Here is a 12,593-nt window from a genome sequence, read left to right on the forward strand (position 1 = left end):
AACTGGTGGTGCTATCTGGCAGCGTTATAGTAGCACATACAAAAGTTAAAGGCAGAAAGAAGCCCGCTAGATTGGTGCTTTGGGTTTTGTTGTTTAAGCCGAAAGAAATAATTTGTAAAAACCCGGAGCTTTAAAACCAAGTAATATTCTACAACCAATAACCAAACTGGGTTGGCAATACCTTTGTTTTAGCGCCTTAAAGCCCCAATTGGCCGGGGAGTGCTGCCCAATATTATATTTACAGAACCACTTATGTACGATAAATCAGCAATTGCAACATCCAAAAAACAAAAAATAGAAAAGTTTGATCCAAGCGGAGTTGGCAATGTTACAGGTGGTATTTTCGGGTTACCGTTTACCCCCGATGAAGCCGAAGTGGTGCTGATTCCGGTGCCCTGGGAAGTTACTGTTTCGTATAATGCTGGTACGGCGCATGGTCCTGCAGCCATCAAAGAAGCCTCTTACCAGTTAGATTTATATGATCCGGCTATCGAAAATGCCTGGCAACTAGGAATTGCCATGGACGAAATATCGGAAGAGTGGCTACAGGAAAACAGCAATTACCGACATAAAACGCAAACGTATATTAACTGGCTCGAAGGTGGTGGCAGCAATATTTCGGAAGCAACGGCAACCGAATTAACGCAGGCCGTAAACCAAAAAGGAGAGGAGTTATTGCACTGGCTAAAAAACAAAGCCACGCATTATTTAAACCAAGGCAAATGTGTGGGCGTGATTGGCGGCGACCATAGTACGCCCTTGGGTTTAATGCAGGCCTTAGCCGAGCAGCACGAAGAATTTGGCATTTTGCAGATAGATGCACACGCCGATTTACGGAACGCCTACGAAGGTTTTGAATATTCGCATGCCTCAATTATGTACAATGCCTTAAAAATAAAACAAGTAAAAAAGCTGGTGCAGGTAGGTATTCGCGACATGGCCGAATCAGAAGCCGAACTGGTACATTCTTCTAATGGCCGGGTAATTACTTTTTACGATGCCATGCTAAAAGAAAATTTGTACGAAGGCGATACCTGGAAAAAGCTGTGTAAAAAAATTATTGCTCAACTTCCACCAAAAGTTTACATTAGCTTCGATATTGATGGCCTCGATCCCAAATTATGTCCGGGTACCGGAACCCCGGTAGCCGGCGGCTTACAGTTTGAAGAAGCAATTTACCTGATTAAATCGCTGGTGCGGAATGGCTGCAAAATAATTGGCTTTGATTTATGCGAGGTGGCACCTGGTTCTGACCAATGGAACGGCAACGTAGGCGCCCGCTTGTTGTATAAATTGTGTAACTGGATGGCCGTATCGCAGAATAAATTAAATGCTGCCGGCTATAATACCAGCGAAAAATAGCAAACCGGGCAGCCGTTTGTTTTAAGTTTTAATATTAAATTAACTTTAATCTAACAGATAAAGCGATGGGGTTTATTATTAAACTTTTATTTACGGCTATTGCGGCGGCTATAACCGCCTTTGTTTTACCGGGTGTAAAACTAGATGGCGCCGTTAGCGCGCTTTTACTAGCGTTGGTCTTAGCCTTATTAAACGCAATCGTGAGGCCTATTCTGGTATTGCTTACTATTCCGGTAACAATTTTTACGTTGGGGTTATTTCTGCTGGTAATTAATGCGGTAATTATTTTACTGGCCGATTACCTATTGGATGGCTTTCAGGTAAATGGTTTTATCTGGGCCTTAATTTTCAGCCTGATCCTTTCGGTTGTAACCGGTGTAATAGATTTAATTCGCGGATATTAAATAAATAAAGCAGCGCAGCCGACATTAAATTACCAGCAGCGCTGCTTTATTTTTTGTAAACGTAAATTTATTAATTCTAAAAAGTAATATTTTTTTCCCGCAGCCAATTTCGGCAAGCATCCGCACATTCCTGGCACGCTTCGGCGCACTTCTGGCAATGGTCATGTTCGTGTTTAACGCACTCGTCGTGGCAAGCCTGGCAAATTTCAATACACTCCCGCATTACATGGGGGGCATGCACCGAGTTGCGCGCCACAAACCTAGAAGTTAAGGCGCAAATATCGGCGCAGTCCCGGTCCAGTTGAATACAAGGCACCATCATTTTAACGTCATCTTCCTGCAAACACATGGTAATGCAGGTTTCGCAAGCGGTAATACATTTAATGAGCACATGCTCCAGGTTATTCGTTACTTCCGATTTCATAGCTTATTTTTTTAGTTCAATTATTTAAAAATACGGCCCTAACCCTGATTAGTTATTTTTAGTGCGCTTTGCCTTAGGTAGGTATTATAGAACGGGCAGTTTTCTGTATTTTTGTAATTCCTACCCGCACTAAAATAATGAGAGAGAATCCGCAGTTGGTATTAAAAAAATATTTTGGTTACGATGTTTTCCGACCGATGCAAAAATCCGTTATTCAAACGGTGCTGGCCAAGCAGGATTGCCTCGTACTGATGCCAACGGGCGGTGGTAAATCGTTGTGCTACCAGGTGCCGGCGCTGGTGCTGCCGGGCATTAGTGTGGTAGTATCGCCACTGATTGCCCTCATGAAAGACCAGGTAGAAGCTTTACTGGCCAACGGCATTGCGGCCGGTTATCTTAATAGTACTTTAGCAGCGCAAGAACAATACGAACTCGAAAATAAATGCCTGGCCGGCGAAATAAAACTGCTTTATGTTTCGCCCGAAAAATTATTGTCGGCGGGCTTTTTTTCTTTTTTAAAACGGCTCCAGGTTAATTTATTTGCCATAGATGAGGCACATTGTATTTCGGCTTGGGGCCACGATTTCCGGCCTGAATATACCCTGTTGCGCCATATAAAAGAGCAGTTTCCGGCAGTACCCATTATTGCCTTAACTGCCACCGCCGACCGGCTTACCCGGCTGGATATATTAAAGCAGCTAGGTTTGCCCCAGGCGCAGGTATTTGTTTCTTCTTTCGACCGGCCCAACCTGAATTTAGCTGTAATGCCTGCTAAAAATCGTTTTAAGGCCATTCTGGATTTTTTGCAAACTCATAAAAATCAACCTGGTATTATTTATTGCCTCAGCCGGAACAGTACTGAACAACTGGCGCAGAAATTAATGGGCGAAGGTTACAAGGCAATTGCTTACCACGCCGGCTTACCAGCCCCCACACGTTCGCGGGCTCAGGATGCTTTCCTTAAAGATAACGTACAGATTGTTTGTGCTACCATTGCGTTCGGGATGGGCATTGATAAATCTAACGTGCGATGGGTAATTCATTATAACTTGCCTAAAAACATAGAAAGTTATTACCAGGAAATTGGCCGGGGAGGCCGTGATGGTGCGCGAGCGGGTGCTTTGTTATTCTATAGCTATGCCGATGTTATGCGCCTGCGCGATATGTTAAAAGAAGGCAACCCGGAACAAGCTACTTTGCAGTTGGCTAAGTTAGAACGCATGCAACAGTTTGCCGAAGCGGCTACCTGCCGCCGCAAAATTTTACTGCAATATTTCGGCGAAACAGTAGAGAAAGATTGTGGTAACTGCGATAACTGCCACAACCCGCCTACTACTTTTGATGGCACTTTGCTGGCGCAAAAAGCTTTGTCGGCGGTGGCCCGCACCCAAGAAAAAGCCAATATGGGCTTACTTATAGACGTGCTGCGCGGAGCCCGCAACCAAGCTGTTTTGCAGAAAGGATACGATAAAATTAAAACCTACGGTGCTGGCCGCGATTTATCGGCATTGGACTGGCAAAGTTACCTGCAACAATTGCTAAATGCTGGGTTGCTTGAAATAGCTTACGAAGAAGGCTATGCCTTAAAGTTAAGTGCCCGCAGCCGGGAAGTTTTATTTCAGAACCAGAAAGTTAAACTTGTTAAGTTTCAGCCAACCACCGAGAAACCAGCAGAAAAAGAAGAACGCCGGCCCAAAAAAGAATTTATCAAAGATGCCTTGTTTGAGCGGCTACGGGCCTTGCGTAAAACTATTGCCGATGAAAAGCAAGTACCGCCTTATGTTATTTTCTCGGATAGTACTTTACTGGAAATGGCGGAAGAAAAACCTACCAACCGGATTGCCATGCTGGCTATTTCGGGTGTGGGCATGGTTAAGTTCGAAAATTACGGAGCTAGTTTTATAAACGAGATTATTGGTTTTATTACCAGCCAGCAGGAGCAAGGTAATAAGGTAAAAGGGTCCACGCATTTAATTACTTACGAAGCGTACAAACAAGGCCAAAAACCCGAGCAGATTGCGGCCCAACGCAACTTAAACTTAATTACCATTTATTCGCACCTGGCCACCCTGTACGAACAAAATTACGACGTAAACTTAGGTAAATATATTTCCGTCACAGAGTACCGCACGTTAGCGCATTATTTCGACCGGCATGGTTATGAGCAGAACTTAAAAGAAATATTCGAATCTTTATCCGAAGCCATAGATTACCATAAAATAAGGTTAAGTATTGCAATTTATAAAAAGAAAAAACAACACGTTTTGTAACAAAAAAAGCCGCTTAGAGCGGCTTTTTTTGTTAATGCAATTATTTAAAATTATTAAAATTTGGCAATTCGGTCGGCATTGCTGTCTTTATCACCAATTACAGTACCATTGGTACCAATAGCATTACCTCTTAACAATAACAAACCGGCTACGTGCGGGGCAGCAAAAGAAGTGCCGTGGCCGTAAGTATAAGTACCATTTTTACCGGTAGTGGTAATATTTACGCCTGGAGCAGCCCGATCGATTGGAGCGCCAAAGTTAGAAGCATTGTAAAAATATTTGTTTTGGTCCATGGCCGATACCGTGTAAACATTAGTCGCGTTTACCCGCTGCGGAGAATTATTGCTGCAATCTACCCCGCTATTACCGGCCGCTATAGCTACGAATATTCCTTTAGCTGCCACTTGTTTAATATAATTATCTAAAATAGAAGAAGCGCCGGAGGCCAGGCTAATATTTACTACATCGCCGGGTTTGGCGTAAGTATTTACATGTAAAACTGCTTTAACTAAATAAGATAAGCTACCAGCGCCGTTATTATCCAACACCCGTAAAGCTACAATCTTAGCATTTGGGGCTACGCCAACAACGCCTACTGAATTATTTTTAGCTCCAATAATGCCCGCAACCATAGAGCCGTGGCCATAACCATCTTCCACGCCGCTCACATTAGGGTTAAAGTTTGCGCTACGCGCAACATCTACATTTAAATCAGGGTGGGTGGTGCTTACGCCGCTATCAATTATCCAGGCTGTTTTGCCGGTACCATCGCCGGAGCCAACCATTGAAACTCCCCAGGGAACACTTTGGGTTGTGGTTGTAACTGTAGTAGCGGTAACACCTTGCGCCGAAATAATTTGATCAGGCTCAATGGCGGCAATTTCAGCATTCCCTTTTAATTCCTGCAACTGCGTTTTAGTAAGTTTACCCGTAAAGCCATTTAGGTTACCTTCCAGTTTAAATTTAATATTATCCTGGTTCACCTTTTTAGATGCCACCAATTTATTTAATATATCAGTCGGGTTTCTGCCTTTATCTTTAAAAACAACAATATACTCGCCTTCTATAATTTTACCGGTATTGGCAGCTTCTTCAGCAGCAGTTATTTTAGGGGTAGGCTCTTCAACTAAAGCCTCTTTCTGGCAACCAGCCAGGGAAAATGCGGATGCAAGTGCAAAAAATGATACTGCTTTTTGAAATTTAGTTGCCTTCATAAAGTATATAAGTGGTTTATAATAAATTTAGCATGTACTGGTTTAGCTTAACTACCAGGTTACTTTAAAATTATATATTTTTTTTTAATTGTTGATGTCGTGCTAACAATCTTTTTTTTGTATTTAGTTCATAGTAGCTAAAGTATATAAAAATATATATTTAAATATTATTAAATTGTTTATACAACTATGTGGCATTTACTTTTATAAATTAGCAACACTTTTTTAAAATAGTATTCTATAAAATCTATTTTTGTTTGTTTAAACTTTATTGAAGCTATTTTTAATTAAAATATTATAAAATGGTATTTATAATTAATTATTTTGGACACATAGAAATATGCAATAAAAAAAAGTTTTAAGTTTTTCACGATTGTAGTTATATCAAGACGCTCACATTCGGAAATATTGAATCTTTTACTTGAAGTTAAGGTAGATTCATAATTATTAGAATAGAATAGGAAGCTATAGTGAGGTGGGGTATTACTAAAAAAAGTTACGGATTAGCAATAAACAACTAAAATAATTAGTATTTTAGTAAATTAATTTCTATATTTACGTATAAACCTATTTTATTAATTCTTATTTTTTTATGGCTTATGGTTGATGGCAACTTAAAGTTTCTTAGAAAGAAAAATGGCTTAACCCAAGCCCAGTTAGCTGAAAAGCTAAATATAAAAAGGTCCTTAATTGGAGCTTACGAAGAAGGTAGAGCGGAACCCCGCTTAAGTACCCTGGTAAATATTGCTCGGCTTTTTGATATTTCATTAGACCAATTGGTCACGAATGATTTAAGTAAAAATGGCTTAACCTTAGTTAAAGATAATAATAGCGGCGCCGAAAACAACAAACTGCGGGTGCTGGCTATTACCGTTGATAAAGAAAATCGCGAAAACATAGAATTAGTGCCATTTAAGGCTAGTGCGGGTTACCTGAATGGGTATGCCGATCCGGAATTTATTGAAGAGCTGCCTAAATTCAGGTTACCCATGCTCAATACTACCGGTACGCATCGGGCCTTCGAAATTAAAGGCGATTCTATGTTGCCAATTGCTTCTGGTACCGTAATTATTGGCAAGTTTATAGAAGACTGGGCGTCTATTAAAGATGGCACCCCTTGTATATTGGTGAGCCAGCAAGAGGGTGTCGTATTTAAAAGGGTGTACAATAAAATGAAATCCGAAGCTGTGCTGCGGTTGCACTCCGATAACCCGGTATACCAGCCTTACGAACTAGCCGTTGATAATATTTATGAAATCTGGGAGGCAAAGGCTTATATTAGTAACAGTTTCCCGATTGCGGATTTCTCTTTGAGTAAGCTTACTTCTATTGTAATGGATTTGCAGCAGGAAGTAATAAAACTTAAAAAAGCATAAAGCTAAAATTCAACAAAAAACCTCCTGCCTAATCTCAGGAGGTTTTTTTGTTTTTATGTGTCTCTAATCAGGCCAAAATAACCAAAGGTTTCGGTTGCCGTAATTATTATATATTTTTTAAAATATAGGTGCTCATTAATAGCTATAAAATCCGAAACCATGACAGAACTAATAAAAGCCACAGACAGGCATTTTACCTCGGCCGGTTGGCTTAAATCACACTTCTTATTTTCTTTTGCCGATTATTACGACCCGAACAATGTTCATTTTGGGCCGCTCCGCGTTTTCAACGATGATGTAATAATGGCCAAGAGCGGTTTCCCGCAGCATCCGCACTCCGAAATGGAAATTATTACCATTGTGCTGGACGGAGAAGTAGCCCACGAAGATAGCCTCGGCAATAAAACAACTATTAGCGCCGGCGAAGTGCAGCGCATGACGGCCGGCACCGGCATTACCCACTCCGAACAAAACAACCAAGACAAAGAACTGCATTTGTACCAATTGTGGTTTATATCGAATAAAAAAGGTTTACAGCCTTCTTACGAACAAAAGCGCGTTGATTTTTTAGATGCTAAAAACGAATTAATTCCTTTGGTAACCGGCCAGAAAGTGCTGGAAGATGTGGTGTTTATGAATTCAAACTCCACGGTTTATTATGGCAGTTTAAAGGAAGATAAAGAATATAATTTTCAAACCTTTAATATTAGGGGAACCCTGCTTTACTTAACCGATGGGGAATTATTTGCTAACGGTCATCAACTTTTCCAAAACGACCAGCTCCGGATTACCGATGTAGATTTAGTTACCTTAAAAGCCGTTAAAGACTGCAATTTTATTTTAATTGATGTACCACTGGTGCAGGCTAATTATTAAAAGTTAAAAGGCGATTAATATTTATATAACTGATACTACACAAAAGTTCACGAAATATTAAATATTAGTACCTCCAATTCAATTCTGTCATTCAGGAGGAAACTATTTGGCTGCCTGTTAAATAGGTTACTCCTGAATTACAAGGGGGGGCTTAAACCAATATTATTTATAATGTTGCTTAACATCAGATGAATATAAAACAGTAAAGAGCCGGAATATTTCCAGCTCTTTACTGTTAAAGCCATAATGGACTTTTATAATCAATGGTTAAGCTACAAGGTATATTTCCGGCCTTTATTTTGTTCTTGCAGGTAAGTCATTAAAGGCTCAAAATACGCGACCATAGCCCGTGCACTTAAATCTTCGCCGGTTTTCTCTTTTAACATTTTCCGCCAGTCGGCACTTTCGCCCGGCGACATAATGCTGGCCAGAAACTTACCTACTTCTTTATTACCGTAATAATTGGTAGCGTGCGGATCTTGCTTTAGAATATTCTTCGCAATATGGTCGTGAAATTGAAATAAAATTACGTACGACAGGGCATAATCGTAATATTGCGCCGGGTCGTCGTTGATGTGGGTTTTGGAAGCTGCATCGGCGTACTCGGGTCCGCGTTGGGTAGGCGGAGCTATGCCCTGGTACTGGGCCGCTAATTCCCACCACCGTTGGTTAAATTTTTCCGGGGCCAGGTTTTTGGCGTATAAATCGTGTTCAAATTCACTCATCACCCCGGAAGCAAACGGAATAAATACTACGTAATTTAAAGCTTCTTTCAACAAGGTTTGCACCTCATCGGTTTTGGCATTTTTATCTACCAGGTTTAGTTGGGCCAGGAATGGCTTTTGCATAGCGGCCAAGCCCATTAAACTACCCATTGCTTCGTGGTAGGCCCGGTTTGCGCCGCCCCGTAATAACAAAGGCACCTCAGGGTTAGAATAGCTCATGTAGTAATACACGTGGCCCAATTCATGGTGGGTGGTTTCGTACCATTCGGCATTCGGCTCTACGCTCATGAGGCTGCGCACATCTTTATCCAGATCCATGTGCCAGGCCGAAGCGTGGTTGTTTTTCTTGTAAGTGGCATTGGCCGGCACTGGGTACAAACTTGATTTTTCGTAAAAACTCTTGGGCAAGGCCGGAAAACCCAAACTCTGGTAAAAACGCTCGGCTTGCTGCACCTGCCACTCGGCCCCTTTGGACCGTAATACAGCATCCAGGTTTATGCCGGCTACTTCTACCATGCTGCTCCAATCCTGACCCCAGCGGTTAGGCAACCAATGCGCCGGCAATAAATCCGGAACCTGGCTCTGCTTGTATTTTTTGGCTAATTCGTAACGGGCATAGGTGTGCAACTCCCGGTACAGCGGCATTAATTCTTTGTTAATGCGGCGCATCAGGTTTATCATTTCTTCCCGCTTCATACCATAGTCCGAAGCCTGGTAACTGAAATAATCATCATAACCCAAGGCTTGCACCGTTTCGTTGCGGAGTTGACGCAAGTTCACCAACCCACCTTTAAGCCCTTTACCTACTTCTTTACTGGCTTCCCAGGCTTGCTGCCGCTTAGTTAAATCTTTTTCTACCCGCAGAATGGAATCTATCTGGTTAGTAGAAATTGGTCTGCCGTTTAATTGATAGTTGAATCCGTATAATTTTTCGGTTTGCTCTGTTTCGGCTTTAATGCGTTTTTTAACTACCTCCGGAATGGTTTGCGGGTTATTGGCTGCGGCAAAAAGCATATTTTCCAGTTGTTTAACCTGTAAATCGGTTAAATCTGCTTTATGCTCCAGCAACTCGCGGGTCTTTTTAATATTTTCTTCGCTGCCGGTAAAAGCGGCCATGGCTTCGTTGGCCTTCCGGGTAGCAATGGCATTGGTGGAGTCGCCTTCTACAATCCTAGTGTTAGAGGCCCACTCAGCTTCGGAGGATTGGGTGTACAGCTTCTGGAACCGCTGAATGTACTCCTTTATATAAGTATCAGCTTCCTGTTGATAGTTTTTTTTATTTCCGCAGGACCACACCAGGGTTAAAGCCAAAGCAGGAATGAATAGTTTTTTCATGAAAGCGTTTTAGCGGGTAAATTTAAGATTGTTGAACGCCGGTTAAGTTGGCTACCAGGGATGCAGCTTCGGGCTTTTCCGGAATTAAATCTAGAGAATGCAAGGTATCTATTACGGTTTCTACCATATCCAGCGGCACAGTGGCTTCTGTAGCCCAACGGGTATGGTTAAACCAGGTAGCAGCATCTTCAGGTTTTAAGTTAAATTTTTCGGCTACTAGTTGCGGAGCCTGCGGATTTTGCATAAAGGCCTGGTTAGCTTGGTGAATTACAGCTAATAATTGCTGCAACTCCGGGGTATATTTATTAATTATTTCCTGGCGGGCGGCTATCACAAAACAAGGCCAGGGCGTCGGACATTCGCCCACGCGCCGGAACTCGCCGCTATCTACCAAAGGCTTGGTCATAAATTTTTCCCACATAAATACATCGGCCTCGTTATTCTGGAAGGCCTGGCGAGCGCCATTAATATCACCTACCAGCACCAATTCCATGTTATTAGGGTCCCAGCCTTGCTGCTGGGCATTTACAAAGGCCATTAAATGAGACCCCGAACCCATGCGGCTAATGGCGTAGCGCTTGTCTGCCAGTTGGTTTACTTCTTGTAAGTTGGAATTGGCCGGCACGTGAATACCCCAGATTAAAGGTGAGGCCACATACACACTAATTATTTTACTTTTATTACCTTTTACAATATCGGCCACCATGCCTTCGGTTAACAGCACGGCCAAATCTAAATCGCCGCTGCGCAAATCTTTGGCCATGGCCCCAGTACCGCCGGGATAGTCCTGCCAATTTATTTGGATTCCTTGTTCCTGGAACAAGCCTTGTTCCATGGCCTGGTGCCAAGGCAAATTAAAGTGTTCGGGTACACCGCCTAATTTAAAGGTTATGGGGTTCATAGTTTTATTTTGAGTTTAGAATATTCAATAGAGTTGTATTCTTTCTAAAAGGAGAAAAGGTTTTTCCGAAGGTGACCAGCAAAAGTGCCTGAAGTTAATTTTCTTCAGAATATTCCGGTAATGCTAATTGGGGATCGTCTTCGGCCGCTCTTACCAAAGAAGAATCAAGGGATTTGCTGGTGCGGGCACCTAATTTCTTTAGTTGCTCTACTTTCTTAATCAGGTTGCCTTTGCCTTCGGTTAGTTTACTCAAAGCGGCCTGATAGCTGGTTTGGCTGTTGTCGAGTTGGCGGCCAATGGCTTTCATGTCTTCTACAAAGCCCACAAATTTATCGTAGAGCAAGCCGCTTTCTTTGGCAATGCGCAGTACGTTGTTTTTCTGATTTTCCTGTTTCCAAACGCCTTCTACGGTGCGTAAGGTAGCCAGCAGGGTAGAAGTAGTAACAAAAACAATATTGTGGTCGAGGGCCTGAATAAATAATTCACGGTCGTGCTGCATGGCCAAATTAAAAGCCGGCTCAATGGGAATATACATCAGCACAAAGTCCGGGGAGTTTAAGCCAATTAAATGCTGGTATTCTTTTTTACTTAAATCCTGGTAGTGCGTACGGATTGACTGTATATGGCTAATAAGATGCGCTTGCTGCAAGGTTTCGTCTTCGCAATTGCAATAAGCATCGTACGCCACTAGCGAAACTTTAGAATCAATAATTAAATGCTTTTCGCCCGGCAGGTTTATAATTACATCGGGGCGGTAATATTTATTTTCTTCGTTTTTGTAAACCGTTTCGCGGAAATAATGCTCGCCCGGCCGCAAACCCGATTTTTCTAGTAATACTTCGAGTAAATATTCACCCCAATTACCTTGGGTTTTGCGTTCACCTTTCAGCGCTCTGGTCAGGTTAATGGCATCCTGGCTCATTTGCTGGTTCAGGCCGGCCAGCATGGTAATTTGTTCTTTCAAGGCTATATTTTCTTTTAAACTCTTTTCGTAGGTGTTATCTACTTTGGTTTCAAATTCCTTGATGCGTTCTTTTAGCGGGGTTAAAATGGTTTCCAGGTTTTCGGCCGAAGCTTTTTTAAAATGTTCGGCATTGTGCAGCAATACCTGGTTCGAAACGCTGGAAAACTGCTGCAGAAAAGAACTTCTTAATTCTTCGAGTTCGGCTTTTTGCTCGGTCAGTTTTCCTTTCAAATGGTATAAATCAGTTTCGGTTTTGGTAAGTTCGGTTTGTAAACTCAATACCGTAGCCGAATGTACCCGACCTTGTTCTTTTAATTGCGTGTTCTCCTGTTGTTTTTCCTGAATTTGCAGTTGCAAAACCGATTGCGCCACCTGCGCCTGGTTTACCTCTTTTTGCAGTTGGGCGGTTTTGCTACGCGATAACAAATAAGTTACGATTATACCTATGGCAAAACCTAAAATTCCAAATAAAATGTCCATTTGGTGAAGTTAAGCGAAAATGGGATGGCTCGCAAATGCTCTGATTTCCTAAACCCAATAGTAATGGAAATATTATTCAGTTTAAGAAGATGAGTAAAATTTATCTATATACCTCACCCTAAATCCCTCTCCTAAAGGCGCTACGATTAGGACACAAATTTTTGGGCCAGGGTCCACCCGTGCAAGATATGCTGAAAGTAAAGCCAACCGCGCAAAAGGGTAATCACCCCCGCCTGCTTTTCGTGGGGTTTCCACCCGCCTA

At 42.1% G+C, this 12,593-nt stretch carries 10 protein-coding genes; 5 read left to right on the forward strand and 5 right to left on the reverse strand.

What is annotated here, in order from left to right:
- Positions 1 to 252: 252 nt before the first annotated feature.
- A complete protein-coding gene (locus F0145_RS24630; protein ID WP_150093080.1) occupies positions 253 to 1,362 on the forward strand; it encodes an agmatinase family protein in 1,110 nt (369 codons plus the stop codon).
- A 65-nt stretch (positions 1,363 to 1,427) separates the two neighbouring features.
- Positions 1,428 to 1,766 (forward strand): phage holin family protein, encoded by a 339-nt coding sequence (locus F0145_RS24635; RefSeq protein WP_150093083.1) that lies wholly within the window; start codon positions 1,428 to 1,430, stop codon positions 1,764 to 1,766.
- Between the two features lie 76 nt (positions 1,767 to 1,842).
- Here the strand turns inward: F0145_RS24635 and F0145_RS24640 are convergent, their stop codons facing one another.
- Complete coding sequence (locus F0145_RS24640; RefSeq protein WP_150093085.1) at positions 1,843 to 2,190, reverse strand: four-helix bundle copper-binding protein; 348 nt, start codon at positions 2,188 to 2,190, stop codon at positions 1,843 to 1,845.
- Positions 2,191 to 2,327: 137 nt separating this feature from the next.
- Here F0145_RS24640 and recQ point away from each other — a divergent pair, with 137 nt between their 5' ends.
- Positions 2,328 to 4,460: a DNA helicase RecQ gene (gene recQ, locus F0145_RS24645; RefSeq protein ID WP_150093087.1), complete on the forward strand. Its 2,133-nt coding sequence runs from the start codon at positions 2,328 to 2,330 to the stop codon at positions 4,458 to 4,460.
- Between the two features lie 53 nt (positions 4,461 to 4,513).
- On the opposite strand, the gene F0145_RS24650 is transcribed toward recQ, so the two are convergent.
- On the reverse strand, positions 4,514 to 5,674 hold the full coding sequence (locus tag F0145_RS24650; RefSeq protein ID WP_150093089.1) for a S8 family serine peptidase: 1,161 nt from the start codon (positions 5,672 to 5,674) through the stop codon (positions 4,514 to 4,516).
- A gap of 599 nt (positions 5,675 to 6,273) precedes the next feature.
- Between F0145_RS24650 and F0145_RS24655 the strand changes: the two genes are divergently transcribed.
- Positions 6,274 to 7,050: an XRE family transcriptional regulator gene (locus F0145_RS24655; protein WP_150093091.1), complete on the forward strand. Its 777-nt coding sequence runs from the start codon at positions 6,274 to 6,276 to the stop codon at positions 7,048 to 7,050.
- A gap of 159 nt (positions 7,051 to 7,209) precedes the next feature.
- The gene (locus F0145_RS24660) at positions 7,210 to 7,926 is read left to right on the forward strand and encodes a pirin family protein (RefSeq protein ID WP_150093093.1); all 717 of its coding nucleotides are present in this window, start codon (positions 7,210 to 7,212) and stop codon (positions 7,924 to 7,926) included.
- A 272-nt stretch (positions 7,927 to 8,198) separates the two neighbouring features.
- Here F0145_RS24660 and F0145_RS24665 read toward each other — a convergent pair whose 3' ends face one another.
- The 3 genes from F0145_RS24665 to rmuC all read right to left on the reverse strand — a co-directional run bounded on the left by F0145_RS24665 (position 8,199) and on the right by rmuC (position 12,331).
- On the reverse strand, positions 8,199 to 9,986 hold the full coding sequence (locus F0145_RS24665) for a M2 family metallopeptidase (RefSeq protein ID WP_150093095.1): 1,788 nt from the start codon (positions 9,984 to 9,986) through the stop codon (positions 8,199 to 8,201).
- Positions 9,987 to 10,008: 22 nt separating this feature from the next.
- On the reverse strand, positions 10,009 to 10,887 hold the full coding sequence (locus F0145_RS24670) for a substrate-binding domain-containing protein (RefSeq protein ID WP_150093097.1): 879 nt from the start codon (positions 10,885 to 10,887) through the stop codon (positions 10,009 to 10,011).
- 94 nt (positions 10,888 to 10,981) lie between these two features.
- Entirely contained in the window at positions 10,982 to 12,331 is a 1,350-nt protein-coding gene (gene rmuC / locus F0145_RS24675) for a DNA recombination protein RmuC (protein WP_150093099.1), read from the reverse strand.
- Between the last annotated feature and the right edge of the window lie 262 nt (positions 12,332 to 12,593).

It is taken from the genome of Adhaeribacter rhizoryzae, assembly GCF_008629685.1.
GTDB classification, from domain to species: domain Bacteria; phylum Bacteroidota; class Bacteroidia; order Cytophagales; family Hymenobacteraceae; genus Adhaeribacter; species Adhaeribacter rhizoryzae.

Coding starts and splice junctions, on each gene's coding strand:
- F0145_RS24630 (WP_150093080.1), top strand. CDS start 253: ATGTACGATAAATCAGCAATTGCAACATCCAAAAAACAAAAAATAGAA.
- F0145_RS24635 (WP_150093083.1), top strand. CDS start 1,428: ATGGGGTTTATTATTAAACTTTTATTTACGGCTATTGCGGCGGCTATA.
- F0145_RS24640 (WP_150093085.1), bottom strand. CDS start 2,190: ATGAAATCGGAAGTAACGAATAACCTGGAGCATGTGCTCATTAAATGT.
- recQ (WP_150093087.1), top strand. CDS start 2,328: ATGAGAGAGAATCCGCAGTTGGTATTAAAAAAATATTTTGGTTACGAT.
- F0145_RS24650 (WP_150093089.1), bottom strand. CDS start 5,674: ATGAAGGCAACTAAATTTCAAAAAGCAGTATCATTTTTTGCACTTGCA.
- F0145_RS24655 (WP_150093091.1), top strand. CDS start 6,274: ATGGTTGATGGCAACTTAAAGTTTCTTAGAAAGAAAAATGGCTTAACC.
- F0145_RS24660 (WP_150093093.1), top strand. CDS start 7,210: ATGACAGAACTAATAAAAGCCACAGACAGGCATTTTACCTCGGCCGGT.
- F0145_RS24665 (WP_150093095.1), bottom strand. CDS start 9,986: ATGAAAAAACTATTCATTCCTGCTTTGGCTTTAACCCTGGTGTGGTCC.
- F0145_RS24670 (WP_150093097.1), bottom strand. CDS start 10,887: ATGAACCCCATAACCTTTAAATTAGGCGGTGTACCCGAACACTTTAAT.
- rmuC (WP_150093099.1), bottom strand. CDS start 12,331: ATGGACATTTTATTTGGAATTTTAGGTTTTGCCATAGGTATAATCGTA.